Here is a 23,348-nt window from a genome sequence, read left to right on the forward strand (position 1 = left end):
GGTAAACTCGCTGCCACCAAATTAATCACTCAGTGTAGGTGTCTGTTCACCCATTGAACTTTGTGTCTGAGCCGGTTCACCCGGCGATCTTTTAGCAGTTTAGAACATCGCGAGGTGAACTCGCTCCCACCAATTAAATAATACTATGCGGTGTCTGTTCACCCGGCGATCTTTAACTTTAGGATATGGCGTCCCAAATCAAAAAATGAAAATAAAAAGACACTATTATTGCAGCATTTTATTGCGCTTTACGTTAAAATATTCGGTTATACCAATCACACAAGTGCCTATGGCTTGCAAACAATTGTAATTGGTATCAATTGGCAGCACTTGCTGCTTGTCACCATCACACGGGCTTCCTAACGGGGTATTTATGTCAGATAAGTGCTATATCACAGCGCAACAATTGCTAGAAGATTCATTTCGCTTAGCCGCTAAAGTTTATGAAGACGGGTTTAGACCTGACTTTATTATCGGTATTTGGCGTGGTGGTGCGCCTATTGGTATCGCAGTTCAAGAATACTACGATTACAAAGGTATAGAGACTGATCATATCGCAGTACGTACTTCTTCTTACTATGGCATTGGTAAGCAATCTAAAGAAATCAAAGTTCACGGTCTGCATTACATCGTTGAAAATGCAAACGCTGACGACTCATTGCTAATCGTTGATGACGTGTTTGATTCTGGCCGCAGTATTTTTGCGTTGAAAGAAAAGCTTGCAGAGCTAATGCGCTTGAACCTGCCTCGCGATATTCGTGTTGCTTGCCCATACTACAAGCCAGCAAACAAAAAAGTACCAATGACACCAGATTACTTTATTCATGAGTCTGATGAGTGGTTGGTATTCCCTCACGAGCTGTCAGGTTTAACACCGGAAGAATTAGTCGAAGGAAAGTCTGACTTAGCAAATATTAAACACCTATTTGCAAAATAAGTTAATCAGTACTCAAGGGCGAGCAAGTACTCGCCCTAGTTTATTCTAACCGCAAAAAATTAAGCTTGCGCGAAGCTATCAACAAAATCCTCAAGCGCGTCAACATCAACTGGCTTTAAGCCTTCACTACTGCGTACTATCAAGCCCTTTTCTACCAATTCACTGACCACCCGACGATATGCGCGCTCAGTGGTCGCAAATCTTTCGGCTTCAGCACTTACCGTTGAGTAGGCACGAAGTAATGTTGGATTCGAATTCTCGGCACGTAATAAGCAGTCTTTAGCAATGTTGTAGCTCAGCGGCAACAGCAACTTGTCTAAGTTTATCTTTTGGTTTTCAGTAAACTTAGCAGCGATGGTTTGCGCGGTATATAGGCTCAGCTCCGGCTGCTCAAGCAGTAATTTTCGCCAATATTTTAGCTCAATGAGGTGATAGGTTACATCGCTCAAGCAAGTCACGGTATAAATACAAGGCTGATGATTCAGCGCTTCGATTTCGCCAATTAGCGTGTTGTTACAGTCCAGTTGTCCGAGTAATAGACGACGACCGTTACCGACATCATAACTAAAAGACACAGTACCACTGGTCACCAATATGAGTTTACTCAATGGTTCATCTTGGTGGATCAAGACTTCTTTTTTGCTGTGCTGAAAACTATTACCAGCAAATGCGAGTAACTGTTCGACCAAATTGGTTGAAAAATGATATTGAAACATCTAGATGGCTCTTCGGACATATGTCCTATTTATTAAACTATAATGACGTTAGCATGAATTTTTCAGTTTTACGCTAACTCACACCGTTTAAGTAGTATCGGTTTTATCTCAGCGCTGTGGCGAAGAATTTAATAAACGATATTACCATTAAACCCCCACTTCCCGTGTTAGAGCTAATTTATTGGTGCTAATTTCTAGGGGCTTGTGGGTTAGCCTTTTTATTCTGCTCGATACGTAAATTCGAGCATAAACTATATGCTAACGCAACTTAGGGGAGAGGACAAATGAGTTGGGAATATTTAGGCTATTTAGCCTCTGCTTTTTTGGTCGTTTCTTTGATGATGAGCGATGTTGCTAAGTTGCGTTGGTTCAATTTAATGGGCTGTATTTGTTTTACTGCCTATGGCGCACTTATCCAGGCTTGGCCGGTGGCGTTAACTAATGGTCTACTGGCACTAGTTAACACCTACCATTTGGTTAAATTACAAAAAGATCAACGCTGATATTTAAGTTCACCTGCAATCCACGTCTGCTCGACTTTAATATCATCAATTTTATCTTTGCTTACGGTAAAGTAATCTTGGTCGATTAAGATAAAATCGGCCCACTTTCCTTGTTCTAAACTTCCCAGTTTATATTCTTGAAATGCAGCATAAGCAGCATCAATAGTAAATGCTTGGAGTGCTTGTTCTCTGGTTAGCTTTTCTGTTGGGCGCCAGCCATCTTTGGGTAAATCTTGATGGTCTTGTCTGGTGATAGCGGCATGTAGACCATGGAAAGGGTTTGCAAGCTCCACTGGAAAGTCAGAACCCGCCGCGACTCTACTTCCTTGCTTTAAGAATGTTTGCCATGCGTAAGCGCCACTAAGCTGTTTGTCGTCTAGGCGCTTTTCGGCCATATGCATATCGGATGTGGCATGAACAGGCTGCATTGATGGAATAATATCTAACGTCTTAAAGCGGGGGATATCATCCGGATGGACAATTTGTGCGTGCTCAATGCGATTTCTGAGCAGTCTTCCACCTGCTTTTTTAAAAACGTGTTGATATGAGTCTAGCACGATGCGATTCGCTCTATCGCCAATGGCGTGCGTGTGCGCACTGTAGCCGCTGCGTATGGCTTGGGTGATCAATGCTTCAAGCGTCGCTTGGTTTTCGAGCATTAACCCTTTGTGACCTTTGCGGTCATGATAGTCGCGAATAAGTGCCGCACCTCGACTGCCAAGTGCACCATCAGCATAGATTTTTACACTACGAATAGAGAGTTGATCTCGTGTATCTTTGATCACTCCAGCGTCTAACATCTCTGCGAGTTTGGGGGAGCTTGCACTGAGCATAGCGTAGACGCGTAGCGGCATCGTGTGTTCCTTGGCGCGTGCTTGGTAAACCTGCCATGTGGTGTAGTCAATCCCGGCATCATGGGCTGAGGTAATGCCTAAACTCAGCAAGTGTTCTCCGGCTTTATTCAGCGCCTTGTTTACCTGTGCATCTGACTGAGCTGGGACATGAGTGCGAATAAGGTCTTCTGCCTTGTCGATAAAAATCCCGCTCGGCATGCCGCTATTCAATGTAATGATTTCACCGCCTTCAGGTGTCTTTGTTGATTTCGAAATGTTGGCAAGCGCCATCGCTTTTGAGTTTACCCAAATAGCGTGACCATCTACTCGAGTGAGCATGACAGGCTTATCTTTTACGTATTTGTCGAGATCAGCTGCGGTTGGGAATTGTCCGCCGGGCCATAAGGTTTGATCCCAGCCTCGACCTATTATCCATTCACCTTCATGGACTTTGGCGTAGTGGCTAAGCCGTTTTCCTACTTCTGCAATGGTTTTGCTACCGCGCACGTCGAGTGTGAGTAAATTATTGCCAAGGCCAATGATGTGACCGTGTGCATCAATTAAACCGGGCAATAGGGTTTTTCCCTCACCGTCAAACTTGGTTGCACTCGGGTATTGAGTACTGAGATCCTTTGCACTTGTTTTTACGACTTTACCGTCTTTAATGACCAAAGAAGAAAAGCGCTCAATTTGCTGTGATTTAGTGGGCGTATAGCCATTTACATTGTGAATTAAGGTTACTTGAGCTGTTGATGACAGGCTAAAGCTAGCCAAAAGCGCGAGGAATGTTTTTTTCATTATATTGTCCTTCACTGAGAGTGTTTATTCAGAATAATCATCTAACTCAATAAAGCCAAGTCTTTGAGTTGAGAGTATACTTGGGTTTTAAAGGAGTGGAGTGTCAAAGTGAAGTTGTTTGTTGTATACCTAGGTGGCCGTATTCAAGGTTGCCATATTGAAATGCATGATGTGCGCTTTGTCGCGGCAAATACAATTGAAGAAGCTTATCCCAAATTAAAGCAGCAATGGGTTGGTGATAAAAACTCGGTGCATATGGATAGCTACACAATCATTGAACATGCCGATGGCTATGCCATTGAACTTACCGAAGAGCGTGTTGAGCAAGCTGAGCATTTGTATTTTGTGAACCTGGGAGGATATAAGCCAGATAGGTTAGCTGAGGCGCATGACTTTGGGCTGTTCGTTGCGACGAATGCGGATGAAGCAAAAGAGAAGGCAAAAGCGTTTTTGCTTAACGGTTTTAGCCATATTCATAAAGACGATTTACATGATGTAGATGACTGTTTTGCCATCGATTTATTTGATCAAAACTTAAATATCAAGCTCACCCACAGTGGCCAATCAACACCGCTTACCCCTTTGTGGTTTGGTTATCATCCTCTATAACCAATGTGAGGGATACTTTAGCCCTCACCCTCATTGTTTTCATCGTTATCTGCTTTTATGGCTATTTTAATAGCGACAATCACGACGGCAAACATTAAAAACGGCAGTGCAGCTAGAGAGTACTCGACAATGTGGCTGTCTTTGTAGCTAGGTTGCAAAATAAAATGGCCACCCACACACATTAAGATCACTACAAACAGTAAAGGTAGCATCATAATCTCTTTGTTCTTTTTGTGTTTTTTCATTCTGAACTCAGCTAATTATTCTTTCATTGAATGGTGAACACTCTCTCACACGCGGTGCAAAAAAGCCTTGATCGAAATCAGTGCGGCGGATTATACCAATTCACTCTGAGTTAGAAATAAAATTCATGAGTTTATACCAATTGTATTAATTAAATAAGCTATTTGAAGCGGAGGAATAGCTTTAGTAGCGAGGCAAAAATTTTGCTATTTAGTTGTTCTAAATGAGAAATTTTTAACGACGCTAATATGGTATTTCACCCTTCAAATTGGTTGGAGAGTTAATGCAATTGGTATTATTACTTGGGAGGGGGGAAGGTCCGTGGTATAACGAAGCTCTATCGCTGTAAAAACCAACAAATACTATGACCAAAAACAATAAACAAACCATTGTTATCAAGCTCGGCACAAGTGTCTTAACTGCAGGCAGCCAGACCTTAAACAAGCCCAGACTTGTTGAGCTGGTAAGGCAGTGTGTAACGCTACGTCAAGCTGGCCATCAGGTTATTATTGTCTCCAGCGGTGCTGTTGCTGCTGGGCGCGGTGTATTACAGCAACAAATTGGTCATTCGCTAGCTGAAAAACAGATGTTAGCTGCGATTGGGCAGGGTCAATTAATCCATTTATGGCAGTCATTGTTTAGTATTTATGACGTCACTGTCGCACAAATGCTACTGACACGAGCCGATCTTGAGCACCGCGAACGTTATCTAACGGCACGGGATATGCTCACTAAGCTTCTAGAGCATCATGTCGTGCCTATCATCAACGAAAACGATGCAGTGGCAACGTCTGAAATAAAAGTTGGCGATAACGATAACCTCTCAGCCTACGTCGCAATTTTAGCAAATGCCGATAAATTGGTATTACTCACCGATCAGCATGGTCTTTTTACCGCAGATCCCAGAGCCAATCCTGATGCGCAGTTGATAGAGCAAGTAACACATATAAACGACGAACTTAGAGCACTAGCTGGTGGCAGTGGCACACAACTTGGCACGGGTGGTATGGCGACTAAGTTGCAAGCCGCCGACATCGCACAACGAGCAGGCGTTGATGTCGTGATTGCAAAAGGTAGTGAATACGACATTTTACCGCAAGTACTTACGCAAACCGCACCAAGCACGACGTTTTTGAAGTTTGACGCTCCGGTTGGAGGGCGCAAGCGCTGGTTGCTGTCTGGCCCAAAATCAACTGGTAAAATAATTTGTGATAATGGCGCAATCAATGCGGTATGTAATCAAGGAGCAAGTTTACTAGCAAAAGGCATCGTGTCGATTGAAGGGCAATTTAAACGTGGTGAGCTGGTTCAAGTGTTTTGCCAACAAGGCACGCTACAGGCACAAGGTTTAACTAGCTTAAGTAATCAAGAACTTGGTTTGGTAATTGGCCGTCATAGTAGTGAATTTGCGCAGTGTCTTGGCTTTGAAAGCGCTGAGGAAATCATCCACCGTGATAATTTGGTACTCTTAAATCAACATAGCCAACAAGAAGTATTAAATTAGCCTATAAATTACTGTAAATTCAGAAGGCTGTTCTACACTTATCAAGAGTCAATTTTATTGAGAGGCCTTGAATGTCGATTAGCTATTCACCCTGTGGTCACGAACTTACTTTAGAGCTCTTGGCGCAAAAGAGTGAACTGGTGCTAATGCAGGCCCTTGAGCGGGTTATCTCTGATGTTTGTGGGGAAAGCTATGCATTTTATTTCAGTAAAAGCTTATCGGAAAAAGAAGTCCCAAAGTCCATATTTGTGAGCCATCGCGACTTTTGTGTTGTGGTGGGACCGGTAGATGCCGTGGTAGATAAATTACAGCAGCGTCAAGATGACAAACATCTCATTCAATACCACGGCGATAGTGTTATCCCGTTTTATCATCAAGCTCAGCTCGTTGGTTTTTTATATATAGAAGGCCAAGTAAATCTCACCACTGCGACTTTAATGAAGCACTTACTCACTGTTTTTGCGCATCAAATGGCAACATTGCACTTTGCTCGTATCGATCCGCTTTCCGAGCTACTCAATCGCCAAACGTTTGATGAAAAAGTCATGGAAATAACCAATGGGGACGGGTTTACGGTATGTCGTGATGACAGTGAAGACCGCAAGTGGTATTTAGCGATGGTAGATATCGATCACTTTAAACAGGTAAATGACAATTTTGGCCATGTGATTGGCGATGAAGTGATCCTGCTGGTGGCACAAAAGATCAAAGCTAACTTTAGAGCAGAAGACTATGTGTTTCGCTACGGCGGTGAAGAGTTTGCGGTGCTATTTCAAAGTCACAATGACGATTCTGCTGTAGTGGCACTTGAGCGCTTGAGAAATGCAATTGCCTCTAGCCGATTTCCGCAAGTAGAGCATGTTTCTGTGAGCCTTGGTTTTACCGAAGTGGTCGATTCACTACAAGTTTCTGAGCAAGTTCACAAAGCTGACCTCGCGCTTTATCACTCAAAAGAAAATGGCAGAAACCAAGTCACAAACTACCTCGCTTTAGGGTTAGCTGAATCACAATACGCATGTGCAGAAATAGAGTTGTTTTAAGCTCCGCTTATATATAGCGCTTAAAGATTATGCTAAACTCCCCAACCTATTTTTTAGCGAATTTAGCAAAAGGTTTGGGAAACGTTATGCAATTTGTAAGATGGTTTTTAGGACGTCTGATTTTACTTTTTGATTTTATTTTTACCCCACGCAGTAAAAAACGTGCCGCAGAACAGCAGCAAAAGCTAGATGCTATGACGGCAAACTTAAAGTTATACCAATTTAAGGCATGTCCATTTTGCGTAAAAGTGCGCCGCGCTGCCAAGCGTGAAGGGCTTAAGCTTGAAACCCGTGATGCCAAAAATGATGAGCAATATCGCCAAGAGCTGCTAGAGCAGGGCGGTAAGGTGAAGGTGCCATGCTTGCGAATCGAAGAGCAAGGCGAAGTCACTTGGTTATACGAATCCAATGACATTGTTGCTTATCTAGAAAAGCTGGAAAAAGCAGCTTAATTCACGCGCCTTACTATGCGCTAATCAGGCGCTATGCTAGCATAGCGCCATTAATCGACTAATCCATTTTTAAGAGAATTTTGATGACTATCCGTACTCGTGTCGCACCCTCTCCAACCGGTGATCCACATTTAGGAACGGCTTATATTGCCTTATTCAACTATTGCTTTGCCAAGCAGCAAGGTGGTGAGTTTGTATTACGAATTGAAGATACCGATCAGGTACGTAGTACAGTTGAATCTGAGCAAGCTATCATGGACAGCCTGCGCTGGTTAGGGCTTGACTGGGATCATGGTCCGGATGTGGGTGGCGAGTTTGGTCCATACCGTCAATCAGAGCGTTCTGACTTATATAAAAAATTTGCACAGCAGCTTGTAGATGATGGTAAAGCGTTTTACTGCTTTGCGACGGCTGAAGAGCTAGACCAAATGCGTGAAGAACAGATGGCAGAAGGCTTACGTCCTAAATACGACGGTCGTGGCTTACGTTTATCTGAAGAACAAGTGAAGGCAAACCTTGAAGCAGGCAAGCCTTACGTTATTCGTATGAAAATCCCAGAAGAAGGCACGTTTAAGTTTAACGATTACCTTCGTGGTGAAATTGAGATCCCATGGGAAAACGTAGACATGCAAGTGTTGTTGAAAGCTGACGGCTTCCCAACTTACTTTCTTGCAAACGTAGTAGATGATCATCACATGGAAATTAGCCATATCTTCCGTGGTGAAGAGTGGATCAACTCTGCACCTAAACTACTAAAACTGTACGAAGACTTCGGCTGGGAAGCACCTGTGCTTGGTCACTTACCGCTACTTCGTAACCCTGATAAGTCTAAGCTGTCAAAGCGTAAAAACCCAACTTCAATTAACTACTACAAAGAAATGGGTTTCTTACCAGAAGCACTACTTAACTATTTAGGTCGTATGGGTTGGTCAATGCCGGATGAGCGTGAAAAGTTCACTTTGGCTGAGATGATTGAACACTTTGATATGAAGCGCGTATCGCTTGGTGGACCTATCTTTGATATTGACAAGCTTAACTGGTTAAACGGTCTGTGGATCCGCGAAAACCTAACCGATGCAGAACTTATCCAACGCTTTGTCGACTGGAAGTTTAACGGTGATATGTTGGCTCGCGTACTTCCTGAAGCCAAGGCACGTATCAACACGCTATCTGATTTGGTGGGGCTAGCCGGTCACTTTGTGGCGGGCTTACCTGAATACGATCCAGCGTTATTAACGGCTGGTAAAGCGGACGAAGAAGTGGTTCGTCAGGCACTGCAATTCTTTATTTGGGAATTGGAAAAGCTGCGTACGTGGAACAAGTCTGAGATCTTCTCTATCGCAAAGGCTGTGGCGACACACCATGAGTTAAAGATCAAAGAGTTCTTAGAGCCTATCTTCGTTGCTATTACTGGCAAAACCTCATCGACTTCAGTAGTAGATGCGATGGAAGTGTTAGGGTCTGACCTTTCTCGTGCGCGTTTAAGAGTGGCACTAGAGCATATTGGTGTATCTAAAAAGCAAGCTAAAAAGCTTGAAAAAGCATACCGTGAGTACCCGTCTATTGCATAATAGCGAGACCGTATTGCAAAAGCCGCTGATGTAGCGGCTTTTTTATTGTCTGAAATGTATCGTGTTTACCGCTGTCCTTGTGCCATCAACACATCAAGAGACTGCTTTAATAGTTGAATTTGCTCCATACTTAAGCCTGCTTTTGCCATCATTTGTGCTGGGATACAAGCGCATGATTGCTCGAGGGTTTTACCTGCTTGAGTTAAGTGAATGAAGGTTTGTCGTTCATCATCAGGATTTTTGCTACGGGTAACTAGGCCACGCTCTGCTAAGCGCTTAAGGAGCGGTGTTAGGGTGTTGCTATTGAGTTCAGCTCGCTCGCCTATTTCTTTCACGAGTTGTCCGTCTTGCTCCCATAAAATCAATAACACTATGTATTGCGGATACGTGAGCCCAACCTCTTTGAGTAACGGCTGATAGAGTCGTGTAACCTGCCTTGATGCACTATATAGCCGAAAGCAGATCTGGTTATCGAGATTGAGCTGCGGATTAGATTGACTCATTTAATAACTTTTCAATATCTTTGGCTATTTGTTCAGGTTTGGTGATTGGGGCATAGCGCTTAACGGGTTCACCCTGCTGATTAAACAAAAACTTAGTAAAGTTCCATTTGATTTTATTACCAAATAGCCCCGGAAGCGCAGACTTTAGGTATTGATACAGTGGGTGTGCTTTATCGCCATTAACCTCAATCTTTTCCATCATCTGAAAATCAACACCATAATTGATTAAGCAGCCTTCTTGAATTTGTTTTGCATCGCCGGGTTCTTGCTTACCAAACTGGTTACAGGGAAAGCCGATGATCACAAGTCCCTGATCCGCGTATTTTTGGTGTAGCTCTTGGAGCCCTTCATATTGTGGTGTTAATCCACACTCACTGGCCGTGTTAACAATAAGCACAGCTTTGCCTTGTAAGTCGGTAAAGTGATATGCCTGACCTTGTAACGTGTTTGCTTCAAACTGATAGAGTGTCGTCATTTTTAGTCTTTCATGATTTAATCGTGTGCGATTTAATTTAGACTAAGTATGACTCTTGTGCAACCGCAGTTGAAATTATTTTGCAGGAGTATGTTGATATTTGACGCTTAGCATCGCAAGCCGCCTGGTGATCAATGCGTGATCTTGCTTGGGGAGATATTTTAAGTGTGTGGTTAAATAGGTACTAGTGGAATACAGCGCACGGATCATCTGGTTGGCCTTTTCGATAAATGCTTGTGTTTCTTGGGTATGGCTACAAGCAATATGGCCTTCGAGATGAGGGAGGTTATTCGCTATTGGTAAGGAACCCACTAGGTGTGCCTTGTCCTTTGGAAAGCTCTGCTGAAAAATAGCGGGGTAGGCTAATATAAAGTCGACTTTACCTGCACTAAACTGCTCCATAATAGTTTGTGCTGAGGTTTTATACGGTCTAATGGCAACATTTTTGGGTTCAAGTAGCGCTAATGCGGAGTCAATGGTATTGCCATAAGATTTGCCAACCTCTTTGATGATGGTGGCTTGTGGATAGTAAGCCATTAAACTTGCCAGCGACTTCAGTTTACCGGTGGCATTCACAAGGCTGGCATCCATCGGGGTGTGTTGTTTGAAGTAGTATAATCTATGGCTTGGATATAGGTGGATGGGGATGGTAAACAAAAAGGCTTGCTGGCGGCTTGGGGTTTTTAGGCGAGACACCGCGCACACGGGCTCTTCACTTGCTAGTAATTGATTAAGTTTGGTTGGGGTGACAATGTTAAAATCAAAGTAATCTCGGCCAAACTGGTTTAAAAGCAAGTTGTTGGTATCTGACTCTAAACTATGGGCTTGTTTGCTAAAAAGCCTTTGCTCATCGGCTGGTTCATTCGAGATCAGCAGTATTTTTGCGTTGCAGCACGCACCAAACAACAGCAGCATTAGCAGTAAATATTTCATTATTGCTCCAACCCAGTAAAGCAAACACCAGTTTACTATAGAACATTGTGCTTAATTAGCATTCAAAATGCGCTGCCAAATCAAGATAAGCGGTTATTTAACCTTAACTCTTTGTGCTGAGTTTTATAACCTGTCATCATTGCAATGATTTTTACCTATGGGGCAAATAAACGATGACCAAAGTGTGGGATGGATTTATCCGCGGGTTTCACTGGCTGCTCGTAGCAGGACTAGTAACCTTATATATTACCGGTGAAGAGGGCATGATGGATCTTCATTTTGTTACTGGCTATTTATTGTTAGCACTGATGGCAGCGCGATTAATTTGGGGTGTCATTGGTAGTCAAACCGCTAAATTAAGTGCGTTATTTCATTCACCTAAAGCAATTTTATCGGCCATTAAATCAAAACAAAGCCATGTAGGACATAATCCTGCGGGAAGTTTGATGGTGCTGCTATTTTTTGTACTGATCATTGTCCAGCTCGTTTCTGGCTTGATGACAACAGATGATATTTTGGTGGAAGGCCCACTCGCACAATATGTATCTTACGACTTAGTTGAATTAGCAGGTGATATACATCACACCAATATTGAGCTGTTAATTGCCGCCATTGCACTGCATATATTTGCTATTGTGGTGTATCGCCTTAAAGGTCAAAACCTAGTAAAGACGTTAGTAACTGGCAAGCAAGAAAATGCAGTCAGCACGCCTGTCATGAAATCGGGTGTTGTTGCATACCTTATCTTTATTGCAATTTCTGCTGTGTTACTCTTTACTTGGGGCGCTGAGCCATTACAAGGGTTAATGTAACTCAACTCTGAACGTAAGTTAGCGAGATTACTGTTTTCAATAACCTCGCTAACCTTTAGCATCAAGTCCGGTCAATGTAATATTTGTTAACAGATTATCGTAACAGATATGACCTCTATTTCAGAAAATTCTGGTAACATGGCGCAGTTTTATCTTAGAGGTTAGAGAAAAGTAGCGATGTTAGAGCCGTATTATCAACAACAAGCAAATGAGATCACCATTACCAGAGAGCAGGGGAGTTTATTTGCAAAAGGAGTCGCGGACGACTACAACCCATTGCACGACATCGATGCAAAGAAGTTTTGTGTACCGGGTGATCTACTTTTCTCCTTAGTGTTAAAGCACTACGGCTTAAGCGAGAATATGGAGTTTAGCTTTGTGGGCATGGTTGATGAAACAACAACGCTCACCTTGCCAGAAGGTGCTGCACAATTTGATATTACCGCTAATGATAAAGTGATGCTGTCCGTGTCGCGCGCTGGCGAAACCAGCACGTGCCCAACGCTCATCAATAGTTTGACGAGAAATTACGTAGAATTTTCAGGCACTACCTTTCCTCATGTGATCATCCCATTGATGGGTGAGCAAGAGGTAATGATAAACCCAGCAAGGCCAATGGTGATATACGAATCTATGTCTATCCATATGGATGATATATCGGTAACGGAAGTAACATTGGAAGCGGCTAAGCCAGAGTTTAGCTATGAAGGCAAACGTGGCAAGATCAACCTGCGTTTTAACTTGCTGTCGAATGGCTCTAAAGTCGGTTATGGTGAAAAGCACATGTTAGTTTCTGGGATCCGCGAGTATTGTCAGCAAACCGTTGATGATTTGATTGCCTATTACAACGATAGAAAAGTAGCATTAAAGCCGTAACCTCCCAATACACGCTGACGCACCAGTCAGCGTGTTGCCCACACTGTTCCTTTTAAACAATAATTCATCCACTCTTCAGCTGTCCGCTATACTGTTTAGATAAATGTAATTGAATTAAATGGTATTACAGTGCCGTACGCAGACTTGCTTAAACCAGAAGCCTCACAACAAACGTTATTAAAGTGGCAAAAAACAGTCGATTTGATGGCGAAGATTTTTTCGGCGCCTGCTGCGTTTGTGGTGCAAAAAAAAGAAGACGGTTTTGCAGTGATGATTGCAAGTGACCAAGAAGAAAATCCGTATCCTGCTGGTGGTTTTATACCGCAAGAAACCAATATCTTTTGTAAGCATGTTGTCGCTAATAACCGTAACCTATATGAGCAGCACGCTAGTGTAAATTATCAATGGGACGATAACCCTGAGGTTGCCAATGATGGCTTTGAGTCTTATTTGGGTGTACCTATCCACTGGCCCAATGGAAAGTCGTTTGGCACTTTGTGTGTGATGGACTTTAAACCCACGAATTACGGCGCTCCGTTGGTTGAATTTATAGAGCATTTGCGCGATATGCTAGAAGACGATTTGGTGATGATTGAGCGCTATAGCAAAATCAAAGCGATAGCGATGCAAGACCCGTTAACTGAAGTATTAAATCGTCGTGCGACCGAAATACTCGGTGAACATAAGCGTGATATTGCCTTAAAACTGGGTGGTGCACTTTACTGTGTCTTTCTTGATTTAGATGGTTTTAAACCAATAAATGACAGCTATGGTCATGAAGTTGGTGATCAGGTGTTACAAAGTTTGGCTGAAGCCTTGAAGGCCGCAAGCAGCGAAGATGATATTATCGGGCGCTATGGTGGTGATGAGTTTCTGGCTATTGTGCAGCGAGATAATGAAAAAGCCGTCAACGACTTTATTTTTCAAAGTGAGGCTAATTTCTATCAAGCGTTAAAACAGAAAAAGCTCCCCAAGTGTGGATTTTCAGCGGGATTTGCTAAGTGTGAAAATAAGTTTGAAAGCATGGCTAGTTTATTTTCTCGGGCAGATAAACACATGTATCAGCAAAAACTGAGCTGAATGCTCGATGTGACCTAAAGCATAGGCCGACATAGTTGCAGACAAGACACGCTTTTTGGTGAACAATGGCGATTTTACGTAAAAAGCTGGACTAATAAACTAGCCATCACAGCTCACCTTTCATCAACTACCGCAATGGCTATATAACATCTGCTATTTAGCTGCGAAAATTACCGTCATCAAGTTGTTAAAATGGCCAAGATCGGAGAGAATATAGCAATCTTTGTTCGAATTTAGCGTGGCCGAGTTTTGGTTCGGTTGCCAATGCCATAAGTAGAATTTCAATGTCAAATATGAGTATTCCGCAGGAAGTGTCGCGCAGACGTACTTTCGCGATCATTTCACACCCGGATGCGGGTAAAACCACCATCACCGAAAAAGTACTTTTATTCGGAAAGGCGTTACAAAAAGCCGGTACGGTTAAAGGCCGAGGCTCAAACCAACACGCCAAATCTGACTGGATGGAAATGGAAAAAGAACGTGGTATCTCAGTAACCACTTCTGTGATGCAGTTTCCATACAATGATGCCTTGGTTAACCTACTAGATACTCCGGGACACGAAGACTTCTCTGAAGATACTTATCGTACGCTCACCGCTGTTGACTCGTGCTTGATGGTAATCGATGCGGCAAAAGGTGTAGAAGACCGTACCCGCAAACTGATGGAAGTAACACGCTTACGTGACACGCCAATCGTTACCTTTATGAATAAATTGGACCGTGATATTCGTGACCCAATGGAGCTACTTGATGAGGTAGAAACCGAACTGAACATCATGTGTGCGCCGGTTACTTGGCCAATTGGCTGTGGTAAAGAATTTAAAGGTGTTTATCACATTCATCGTGATGAAACGATTTTGTACCAAACAGGTCAAGGTCATACGATCCAAGACAAACGCGTGATCAAAGGGCTAGATAACAGCGAACTTGACGCCGCTGTGGGCGAAAGTCTTGCGGAACAACTTCGTGAAGAGCTTGAGTTAGTAATGGGTGCCTCGCACGAGTTTGACCGTGAATTATTTCTAACTGGCGAATTAACCCCTGTATTCTTTGGTACGGCACTTGGTAACTTCGGTGTTGACCACATGCTTGATGGGTTAACTGAGTGGGCACCAACGCCACTGCCGCGTCAAACTGATGAGCGTGAAGTAAAAGCCGACGAAGAAAAGTTCTCTGGTTTTGTGTTTAAAATTCAAGCAAACATGGATCCAAAACACCGCGACCGTATCGCCTTTATGCGTATTGTATCTGGTAAATATAGCCAAGGCATGAAGATGAACCACGTGCGTCTTGGTAAACAAGTCAGTATTGCGGATGCGGTAACCTTTATGGCGGGTGACCGTGAGCGTGCTCAAGAGGCCTTCGCGGGTGATATTATTGGTCTACATAACCACGGTACTATTCAAATAGGTGATACCTTCACACAAGGTGAAACGCTTAAATTTAGTGGTATTCCAAACTTTGCGCCTGAGCTATTCCGTCGCATTCGCCTAAGAGATCCACTTAAGCAAAAGCAGCTACTTAAAGGGCTGGTACAGCTTTCTGAAGAAGGTGCGGTACAGGTATTTAGACCACTTATCAATAACGACCTGATTGTAGGTGCAGTTGGGGTGCTGCAGTTTGATGTGGTTGTGGCGCGCTTAAAGTCTGAATACAACGTAGATGCGATTTACGAGAGCGTAACGGTTCAAACCGCGCGCTGGGTAAGCTGTGATGACGATAAGAAAATGGCTGAGTTCCGCCGTAAGTGTGAGCAAAACTTAGCGTTGGATGGTGGTGATAATCTAACTTACATCGCACCAAGTCGCGTAAACCTGAATCTATCAATGGAGCGTTACCCTGACGTGAAGTTCCATGAAACTCGTGAACACTGATCGCTGCGCATTAAAGGAAAACAGATGAACATCAAAAGTATTTTAATTGAAAAAGCCAATGCAGCGATGCAAGCGGCTGGTATCCCTGAAGGTACAAACCCAGCGGTAACACAAAGCACGCGTCCTCAGTTTGGTGATTACCAAATTAACGGTGCGATGGGTGCTGCTAAAGCACTAAAAACTAACCCAAGAGAGCTGGCGCAGAAGATCATCGACAACCTAGACGTTGCTGATCTTGCAGAAAAAACGGAAATCGCAGGCCCAGGTTTTATTAATATTCACCTCAAACCTGAGTTTTTAGCCACAAGCCTAGAGGCCGCAAATACGGATGCCAAGCTAGGTGTTGCTGAACATGCTACGCCTCACAAAGTTGTGGTCGATTTTTCTTCGCCAAACCTTGCTAAAGAGATGCACGTAGGTCACCTGCGCTCAACTATTATTGGTGATGCCGTTGTGCGTGCCCTTGAGTTCCGTGGTGACACTGTTATTCGCCAAAACCACATGGGCGACTGGGGTACCCAGTTTGGTATGTTGATAGCACACCTAGAAGATTTGCTAAATCAAGGTGTTGACCTTGAAAACGTCGCACTTGCGGATCTTGAAAGCTTTTATCGTGATGCCAAAAAGCGCTTTGATGACGAAGCCGGTTTTGCCGATAAAGCCCGTGATTACGTCGTAAAACTACAAGGTGGTGATGTGCATTGTCAGAAGCTATGGCAAATGTTTATCGACACCTCAGTGAAACATTCTGAAGAAGTATACGGCAAGCTAAACGTGACGCTTACGCGTGATGATATCATGGCAGAAAGTGCTTACAACGACCGTCTTGCTGGTGTAATTGAGCTGCTAAAAGAGCAAGGCATTGCGGTTGAAGATCAGGGCGCTCAAGTTGTATTCCTTGACGAATTGGCAAATAAAGACGGTGAACCTTCCGTATTTATCGTGCAAAAATCAGGTGGTGGTTTCTTATATTCAACGACTGATTTAGCTGCCTGTGATTACCGTTCAAATGAGCTAGATGTTGATCGTATCCTAATTTTTGTTGATGCGCGTCAGGGTTTACACTTCAACCAAGTTGAGATCACAGCACGTAAAGCGGGTCTTTTAAAAGACAAAACCAGCTACGAGCCAAGCCTGTTTGGTACTATGATGGGTAACGATGGCAAACCGTTTAAAACTCGTACTGGCGGCACGGTGAAGCTATCAGACTTACTTGACGAAGCAGTGAGCCGTGCGACAGAAAAGCTCGCTGACAGAGCCTCTGACCTATCTGATGAAGCACGCCAAGAAATCGCGCGTAAAGTGGGTATTGGTGCAGTGAAGTACGCCGATCTGTCAAAGCACAGAACCAGCGATTATATCTTTAACTGGGATACGATGCTGAGCTTTGAAGGGGCGACGGCGCCATATTTGCAGTACGCCTATACTCGTGTTCGTAGTATTTTCCGTAAGGCAAACATGGATAGCGCCAGCCTAACTGGTCGCATTCAGATTCAAGCACCACAGGAAAAGGCACTTGCGCTTAAACTGCTGCAACTGGAAGAAGTGCTTGATCTGATGATCAGCGAAGCAACGCCACACGTATTATGTAGTTATTTATATGAGCTTGCGAGCTTGTATATGACATTCTATGAAGCGTGCCCAATTTTGAAAGATGATGTAGCTGCAGACGTCCGTGAAAGTCGTCTAGTACTATGTAATTTGGTTGCTAACTCACTGAAAACCGGCCTAGATTTGCTTGGTATCGAAGTGATGGAGCAAATGTGAGTTAGTTTTAACTTGCATTAAGGTATACTAGAAGCCGCTTTATAGCGGCTTTTTTTGTTAAGGATATTGTGATGAAACTTGAAGACATTCGCAGAGAATATACCAAAGACGGTTTACGTCGTGAAATGCTAAAAGACACACCCGTTGAGCAGTTTGAAACCTGGCTCCAGCAGGCGATTGATGCCAAGTTTACCGACCCAACAGCGATGGTCGTCGCTACGGTTGACGAGCACGGTCAGCCGTCTCAACGCATTGTTTTACTCAAGCATGTAGACGAGCACGGTTTTGTCTTCTTTACCAATACCGGTTCACGCAAAGCGCAAGAATTAAAGCAAAACAACAAGGTATGCTTACACTTCCCGTGGCATGAAATTGAGCGTCAGGTTATCGTGTACGGTGAAGCTGTTCCGTTACCAACCAGTCGCGTTGCCAAGTACTTCTTATCACGACCAAAAGAAAGTCAGCTTGCAGCGTGGGCGTCTCAGCAATCGCGCCCAGTGTCATCTCGTCAAGCCTTGATGCAAACCTTTAGTAGCATGAAAGACAAGTTCGCTAAAGGTGAAATTCCACTACCTGATTTTTGGGGCGGTTATTGTGTTGAGCCCACTAAAGTTGAGTTTTGGCAAGGTGGAGAGCACCGTCTTCATGATCGCTTTATGTATGTGAAGCAAGCCGATGGTAGTTGGGAAATTGAGCGGCTCAACCCATAAATTCGCCTTTATAGATAGTCACTGTCACCTCGATTTCAGCGAGTTGGCAGATGACCTAGCTACGCATATCAAAGCTGCCCACAGCAATGGTGTTGAACGCTTTGTGGTGCCTGGCGTTACCCTTAAGCAGTCTCAACAGCTTGTTGATTTTCAAGCACATCATCCACAATGTGAAATCGCCGCGGGGTTACACCCTTATTTTATTGGTGAACATTGCGACGACGATATGACCGCGTTGGTAGAGTATGTAGTGCACAATCGTACCCAACTGTGCGCGATAGGAGAGTGCGGCATCGATACAACCTGCGATGCGCTGGAGCGGCAAATTGCACTGTTTGAAGCGCATATTTTGCTGAGTAATGAGGTAAAGCTTCCGCTAATCGTCCATCACCGTAAAAGTCATCACCTAATTGCTGCCGCGTTTAAACGTGTTAAGCCACAGTATGGCGGGGTGATCCACGCCTTTTCAGGTTCAAAACAGCAGGCTGAATATTATATCGCTCAGGGTTTTAAGCTAGGAGTAGGTGGCACAATCACTTATCCAAGAGGCGAGAAAACAGCGCAGGTAATATCACAGCTGCCGCTTGAAAGCCTAGTATTGGAAACCGATGCGCCGTCAATGCCGTTACATGGTTATCAGGGGAAGCCAAACTCTCCTAAGCGAGTCGTCCAAGTATTTGACAGACTTTGCGAGTATCGAAGCGAAACACCAAGCGAGCTTGCCGCAGCGCTTTATCGAAATACCACGCAGTTGTTTGGCTTAGGGTAAATTGATGATGTCGAGATAAATCTCGACCTACGCGTCAATATCACAAATGGGATATAAAACCATACTTACGAACAATAAATACTCGTTGTAGGAGCCGATTCACCCGGCGATCTTGATGCTTTTACCGCGATATAAAACCATACTTACCAGCAATAGAAAAATAGGGGGAGGAGCCGGTTCACCCGGCGATCTTTATGCTTTTCCGGCATAACACCAACACTACTTAAGCCAATTGCTGATTAATAATTGAGATCATCTCATCAGCGTATTGGTGAATAAAAAAGTGACCACCAGAAAACTCGGTAATCTGGTATGGCTGTGTCGTTAGCTCTTGCCACGCAGTAACATGTTCATTCAAGATTTCATCATCAACGCCATGGAAAACATGGATGGGGATGGGTAATGCCCGCGGTTCTGCCACATAGGTATCTGCTACTTTAAAATCAGCTCGGAGCAATGGGAGCAATAGTTCTATAAGCTCTTCATTTTCAAGAACTTCTTTTGGCGTACCATTTAAGTCGCGAAGCTCAGCAATAAACTCATCGTGTGGTAAGCCATGTAAATGACGTTTAGTTGATATGCAGTGCGGCGCTCGACTTGCTGAAGCAAATATTTTTTGCGGAGTTGGTAAGTCTAGGTCCAGTAATTGCAAAGCAAGCTCATATGAAATGCGACTACCTAAACTGTGACCAAAAAAAGCAAAAGGTTTACTCGTAATATAGTCACTATGGCACATAAGCTCCGCAATAATATCTGGCATATTATCAATGGCAGGCTCAATAAGTCTTGCACCTCTTCCTGGTAGTTGAACAAAAACAAGTTCAACAAATTCACTTGCTTTATCTATCCACGGTGTAAATATGGCTGGTGAACCGCCAGCATAAGGAAAGCAAAATAACCGCACCTTAGCATTTGGGCTCGGTTTTGGGATTATAAAAAGTTTATTGTTCATGTCCTTTGTCATTTATCGCTCTTATACAAATCAATAATGATATTATCAAACTATTTACAATAGTAATAGGGATAACTTGGTTCCATCTAATGAGCAACATTTTCAGGCGCAGGAAGCATTTTTACTTTCTTGCGAATTTTGCGTTTTACTTCCCAGCGTTTTAATGCTCGACCTATTTGCCATGTGAATACCATCGTTATCACCAGCATCAGTAAAACGACTCGTCCAAGTTCGTGGAAATGAGAGTGGCTTTGTGACATAGCAGCTTCCGTCAAATAGACCATATTGACGAACCCAAGAGGCTGTCCCATCGGCGTATATACTGGTTCAGAAATAATGCTTTTGGTTTTACTCAGTCCCGGTAAGGTTTGAGGTAGCTGCTGATAATCTGTGGGTGAGGAATTACCGTCGTTACCAACAATAAAGCGTCCTTGATAATCATAAATCGCGACTTGAAGCACAAAGTCATCGCTAGCGAGGTGATTTGCCAGTGCGCTGAGCCTTGGTGTATCACTGCGAGAGAGGGGCAATGCTACATTTTTTGCGAGCTGCTTGGTGAGACTTCTTGCGGTAAGGTCTGCGCCATTATGGAGCAAACGATGAGATTCAAAGCTGGTATTAAACGCAAGCCAAGTCACCATAATTAAACACGTCGCGGCGATGCACAGGCGAAATAATCTACGCCCTCTGGTCGAGTTTAACACTTCTAATACATGTAAATTTTTCATATTTATCGCATATTGCCCGCTTTTGCTAAGGTCCAGTGCTGACAGCTTAGCGCAATCATGTTAAAAATCGGCTTAACGCTATCAAGGAGCAACTTATGTCGTCAATCATTCAATTCGCTAATCGTGAACTAAACACACCAATTCAGGAACATATGGCGCTGGATCATTGGTATAGTTGCCAAAGTAACACAAGCCTCACACAAGTAAATCAATTACCTGAGCTGACGACCCAATCTATATGCTTTTTTGGCCCAAATATACAATTACAACACCTTCTGGAAGTTGAGAAATTTCTTCGAACATTTGCTATCGAGCAAACTTATTTTACGGCATATCAACCTCATGAACAGCTCCCAGTTGCATTGGGTATGCGTTTTAACGCATCGCAACTGCCGAGCAAGGCTGAAGTAAGAGATTTTGCAAAAAGCATTAATGCGCAAGGTGCGGTGATAACACAAGCACCTACTTTAGCAGAGCCTGGGTTACTTGTGATGGATATGGACTCCACCGCAATTCAAATTGAATGTATTGACGAAATTGCTCGATTGGCCGACCGATATGATGAAGTGGCTTCTGTCACCGCACAGGCAATGGCCGGGGCACTCTCTTTTTCTGAAAGTCTACACCGCCGCGTTGCGTCACTTTCTGGCGTACCGTTATCACAAATTCAATCATTAAAAGAAAACTTACCGCTAATGCCCGGTATAGAGCTGTTATGTCAGGCGCTAAAGCAGCATCACTGGCATCTTGCCATCGCCTCGGGTGGCTTTACATGGTTTGCAGAATCATTGATAGAGCCACTCCAACTAGACGCTGTATTTGCCAACACCCTAGAGGTGGAAAACGCGCAGCTTACCGGCAAAGTGCTAGGTGATATCGTAGATGCCGACAAAAAGGCAGAAGTGCTAGGTCAACTTGCAACCCAATATGCGATCCCAATGACTCAAACCGTTGCCATTGGTGATGGTGCAAATGACTTAGTGATGATGGCAAAAGCCCAACTAGGTGTAGCAATCCATGGTAAACCAAAAGTGGTAGAAAATGCCGACGCGGCTATTTGTGAAGGATCTTTGTTACAACTGTTATATTTGCTAGGTGTGCCGAAATAATATGTGCTATGAGACGTACCATGGAGGGTGATTTCTCCAATCACTCGAGACTATGAATTAAGTCAGCTCGTCTTCCTGACGGATTTCGACGCCCATCCATGGGCTTCTTTGATGCCTAATGACAGGGCACTCTCTCACCCCCCAAAAAACTTAACTTCTCGGCGGGTGAACCGTCTCCTACAACACTATTTGCACTGTGAATTAGGAAGCATTCTGCGATGATAGCTTTTGCAATGCTTTAAAGCAGTTTAATCGCAAAAACCTTAGAAGATCTCACAAGCAACTTATTCCCCCCTCCATCACACCCGAAAAGCATAAGTCGATATGCAATGTGCCGACAGGATGTCGGCCAAGTCTTGTCTGGCACAGGGACGTGCCTTACAAGACGGTTGCACTATGTCGGCTTAGGGTTTGAGGATTAAGTGTGATGCTGGGGCGACGTTTTCTTGGTTCGTTCTTTTTCGTCGTTTCAAAAGAATGAACGAGGAGCGCATGGATGCGCTTTGATATTAAACACGGAGGTTTTTTTGCTAACGGCTGATAGCTCGAAACTTATCGTAAAGTCAGCCCGTCCTCCTGACAGGTTTCGACGCCCATCCATGGGCTACGACTATCTTTTCTTTGCTTGCCCAAAGAAAAGGTAGCAAAAGAAAGGGCACTCCCAACATCACACTTACTCCTCAAGTAAATTACCAATATTAACGTCACCGCGGTGTAAGGGCCATCCTTGGCCCTGTCACAGCTTTTCACGCATCCATGCGTTGAAATGACTCATTGGCAATTTACTTTCGGGTGTGATGAGGGAGGCACAAGGCGCTGATAAATTATTGTGGTGCTTGCAAGCAACTATGTCGGCCAAGTCTTGTCTGGCACAGGGATGTGCCTTACAAGACGGTTGCACTATGTCGGCTTAGGATTTGAGGATTGAGTGTGATGCTGGGGCGACGTTTTCTTGGTTCGTTCTTTTTCGTCGTTTAAAAAGAATGAACGAGGAGCGCATGGATGCGCTTTGATATTAAACATGGAGGTTTATGTTGCTAACGGCTGATAACTCGAAATGTATTGTAAAGTCAGCCCGTCCTCCTGACCGATTTCGACGCCCATCCATGGGCTACGACTATCTTTTCTTTGCTTGCCCAAAGAAAAGGTAGCAAAAGAAAAGGCACTCCCAACATCACACTGACTCCTCAAGTAAATTGCCAATATGAACGTCACCGCGGTGTAAGGGCCATCCTTGGCCCTGTCACCGCTCTTCACGCATCCATGCGTTGAAATGACGCATTGGCAATTTATTTTCGGGGTGTGATGAGGGAGACACAATGCGCTGATAAGTTCTTTTGGTGCTTGTAAGCGACTTAGCTGCTTCAGGAGATAAAATCAGAATTAACAATCAGCGCTACTTTCCTCTCTCTAGCACACCCAATAAGCATTCGAATGCTGAGTAAAAAAAATGAGTTAAAAATGCTTGCCTTTTATGTAACAATAGCGCGCAAATAAAAACCAATCGCAGCACACTAGGAAGTCGTACTGTGTATTGGTGGAACGGCTTTAACC

At 43.8% G+C, this 23,348-nt stretch carries 23 protein-coding genes; 15 read left to right on the plus strand and 8 right to left on the minus strand.

The window, feature by feature from the left end:
• Positions 1 to 373 precede the first annotated feature (373 nt).
• Positions 374 to 937 (plus strand): phosphoribosyltransferase, encoded by a 564-nt coding sequence (locus tag BB427_RS12105; protein WP_010607696.1) that lies wholly within the window; start codon positions 374 to 376, stop codon positions 935 to 937.
• A 59-nt stretch (positions 938 to 996) separates the two neighbouring features.
• Here the strand turns inward: BB427_RS12105 and BB427_RS12110 are convergent, their stop codons facing one another.
• A complete protein-coding gene (locus tag BB427_RS12110; RefSeq protein WP_010607695.1) occupies positions 997 to 1,653 on the minus strand; it encodes a Crp/Fnr family transcriptional regulator in 657 nt (218 codons plus the stop codon).
• A gap of 284 nt (positions 1,654 to 1,937) precedes the next feature.
• Between BB427_RS12110 and BB427_RS12115 the strand changes: the two genes are divergently transcribed.
• On the plus strand, positions 1,938 to 2,156 hold the full coding sequence (locus tag BB427_RS12115; protein ID WP_010379202.1) for a YgjV family protein: 219 nt from the start codon (positions 1,938 to 1,940) through the stop codon (positions 2,154 to 2,156).
• On the opposite strand, the gene BB427_RS12120 is transcribed toward BB427_RS12115, so the two are convergent.
• Positions 2,147 to 3,787, minus strand: coding sequence for an amidohydrolase (locus BB427_RS12120; RefSeq protein ID WP_069020926.1), 1,641 nt, complete (start codon positions 3,785 to 3,787; stop codon positions 2,147 to 2,149). The two genes, BB427_RS12115 and BB427_RS12120, sit on opposite strands and share 10 nt — an antisense overlap.
• A 108-nt stretch (positions 3,788 to 3,895) precedes the next feature.
• Here BB427_RS12120 and BB427_RS12125 point away from each other — a divergent pair, with 108 nt between their 5' ends.
• Positions 3,896 to 4,396 (plus strand): DUF1543 domain-containing protein, encoded by a 501-nt coding sequence (locus BB427_RS12125; RefSeq protein ID WP_045989143.1) that lies wholly within the window; start codon positions 3,896 to 3,898, stop codon positions 4,394 to 4,396.
• Between the two features lie 17 nt (positions 4,397 to 4,413).
• Here the strand turns inward: BB427_RS12125 and BB427_RS12130 are convergent, their stop codons facing one another.
• Positions 4,414 to 4,641, minus strand: a complete 228-nt coding sequence (locus tag BB427_RS12130; RefSeq protein WP_010379194.1) for a hypothetical protein — start codon at positions 4,639 to 4,641, stop codon at positions 4,414 to 4,416.
• Positions 4,642 to 5,003: 362 nt separating this feature from the next.
• Between BB427_RS12130 and proB the strand changes: the two genes are divergently transcribed.
• The 4 genes from proB to gltX all read left to right on the plus strand — a co-directional run bounded on the left by proB (position 5,004) and on the right by gltX (position 9,206).
• Entirely contained in the window at positions 5,004 to 6,143 is a 1,140-nt protein-coding gene (gene proB, locus BB427_RS12135; protein WP_069020927.1) for a glutamate 5-kinase, read from the plus strand.
• Between the two features lie 71 nt (positions 6,144 to 6,214).
• Positions 6,215 to 7,183, plus strand: coding sequence for a GGDEF domain-containing protein (locus BB427_RS12140; protein ID WP_039494479.1), 969 nt, complete (start codon positions 6,215 to 6,217; stop codon positions 7,181 to 7,183).
• Between the two features lie 86 nt (positions 7,184 to 7,269).
• A complete protein-coding gene (locus tag BB427_RS12145) occupies positions 7,270 to 7,635 on the plus strand; it encodes a glutaredoxin family protein (RefSeq protein ID WP_026000901.1) in 366 nt (121 codons plus the stop codon).
• Between the two features lie 83 nt (positions 7,636 to 7,718).
• Positions 7,719 to 9,206 carry a glutamate--tRNA ligase gene (gene gltX / locus BB427_RS12150; protein WP_010607688.1) on the plus strand — a complete coding sequence of 496 codons (1,488 nt, stop codon included), beginning with the start codon at positions 7,719 to 7,721 and terminating at the stop codon, positions 9,204 to 9,206.
• 65 nt (positions 9,207 to 9,271) lie between these two features.
• On the opposite strand, the gene BB427_RS12155 is transcribed toward gltX, so the two are convergent.
• The 3 genes from BB427_RS12155 to BB427_RS12165 form a co-directional block, all read right to left on the minus strand.
• Positions 9,272 to 9,709 carry a MarR family winged helix-turn-helix transcriptional regulator gene (locus tag BB427_RS12155; RefSeq protein WP_039494481.1) on the minus strand — a complete coding sequence of 146 codons (438 nt, stop codon included), beginning with the start codon at positions 9,707 to 9,709 and terminating at the stop codon, positions 9,272 to 9,274.
• The gene (locus BB427_RS12160; protein ID WP_010379179.1) at positions 9,696 to 10,184 is read right to left on the minus strand and encodes a glutathione peroxidase; all 489 of its coding nucleotides are present in this window, start codon (positions 10,182 to 10,184) and stop codon (positions 9,696 to 9,698) included. The genes BB427_RS12155 and BB427_RS12160 overlap by 14 nt, the downstream gene beginning before the upstream one ends.
• A 75-nt stretch (positions 10,185 to 10,259) precedes the next feature.
• Entirely contained in the window at positions 10,260 to 11,117 is an 858-nt protein-coding gene (locus tag BB427_RS12165) for a transporter substrate-binding domain-containing protein (protein ID WP_039494484.1), read from the minus strand.
• A 173-nt stretch (positions 11,118 to 11,290) separates the two neighbouring features.
• Here BB427_RS12165 and BB427_RS12170 point away from each other — a divergent pair, with 173 nt between their 5' ends.
• The 7 genes from BB427_RS12170 (at position 11,291) to BB427_RS12200 (ending at position 19,005) form a co-directional block, all read left to right on the plus strand.
• Positions 11,291 to 11,929, plus strand: coding sequence for a cytochrome b/b6 domain-containing protein (locus BB427_RS12170; RefSeq protein ID WP_039494486.1), 639 nt, complete (start codon positions 11,291 to 11,293; stop codon positions 11,927 to 11,929).
• Positions 11,930 to 12,106: 177 nt separating this feature from the next.
• Entirely contained in the window at positions 12,107 to 12,805 is a 699-nt protein-coding gene (locus tag BB427_RS12175) for a DUF3581 family protein (protein ID WP_069020928.1), read from the plus strand.
• 129 nt (positions 12,806 to 12,934) lie between these two features.
• Positions 12,935 to 13,885: a sensor domain-containing diguanylate cyclase gene (locus BB427_RS12180; RefSeq protein WP_069020929.1), complete on the plus strand. Its 951-nt coding sequence runs from the start codon at positions 12,935 to 12,937 to the stop codon at positions 13,883 to 13,885.
• 284 nt (positions 13,886 to 14,169) lie between these two features.
• The gene (gene prfC / locus BB427_RS12185) at positions 14,170 to 15,759 is read left to right on the plus strand and encodes a peptide chain release factor 3 (RefSeq protein WP_017216978.1); all 1,590 of its coding nucleotides are present in this window, start codon (positions 14,170 to 14,172) and stop codon (positions 15,757 to 15,759) included.
• A gap of 24 nt (positions 15,760 to 15,783) precedes the next feature.
• On the plus strand, positions 15,784 to 17,526 hold the full coding sequence (gene argS / locus BB427_RS12190; RefSeq protein ID WP_069020930.1) for an arginine--tRNA ligase: 1,743 nt from the start codon (positions 15,784 to 15,786) through the stop codon (positions 17,524 to 17,526).
• Positions 17,527 to 17,594: 68 nt separating this feature from the next.
• Positions 17,595 to 18,236, plus strand: coding sequence for a pyridoxamine 5'-phosphate oxidase (gene pdxH, locus BB427_RS12195; protein WP_205991261.1), 642 nt, complete (start codon positions 17,595 to 17,597; stop codon positions 18,234 to 18,236).
• Positions 18,202 to 19,005 (plus strand): TatD family hydrolase, encoded by an 804-nt coding sequence (locus tag BB427_RS12200; protein ID WP_069020932.1) that lies wholly within the window; start codon positions 18,202 to 18,204, stop codon positions 19,003 to 19,005. Before pdxH ends, BB427_RS12200 begins: the two co-directional genes overlap by 35 nt.
• A 223-nt stretch (positions 19,006 to 19,228) precedes the next feature.
• On the opposite strand, the gene BB427_RS12205 is transcribed toward BB427_RS12200, so the two are convergent.
• Positions 19,229 to 19,957 (minus strand): thioesterase II family protein, encoded by a 729-nt coding sequence (locus BB427_RS12205; RefSeq protein WP_069020936.1) that lies wholly within the window; start codon positions 19,955 to 19,957, stop codon positions 19,229 to 19,231.
• Positions 19,958 to 20,043: 86 nt separating this feature from the next.
• A complete protein-coding gene (locus BB427_RS12210) occupies positions 20,044 to 20,685 on the minus strand; it encodes an AhpA/YtjB family protein (protein ID WP_069020933.1) in 642 nt (213 codons plus the stop codon).
• Between the two features lie 95 nt (positions 20,686 to 20,780).
• On the opposite strand from BB427_RS12210, the gene serB reads away from it, so the two are divergent.
• Positions 20,781 to 21,794 (plus strand): phosphoserine phosphatase SerB, encoded by a 1,014-nt coding sequence (gene serB / locus BB427_RS12215; RefSeq protein ID WP_069020934.1) that lies wholly within the window; start codon positions 20,781 to 20,783, stop codon positions 21,792 to 21,794.
• The last annotated feature ends 1,554 nt before the right edge of the window (positions 21,795 to 23,348 follow it).

Origin of the sequence: Pseudoalteromonas sp. BMB (assembly GCF_001709235.1) — a bacterium.
GTDB lineage: Bacteria > Pseudomonadota > Gammaproteobacteria > Enterobacterales > Alteromonadaceae > Pseudoalteromonas > Pseudoalteromonas maricaloris.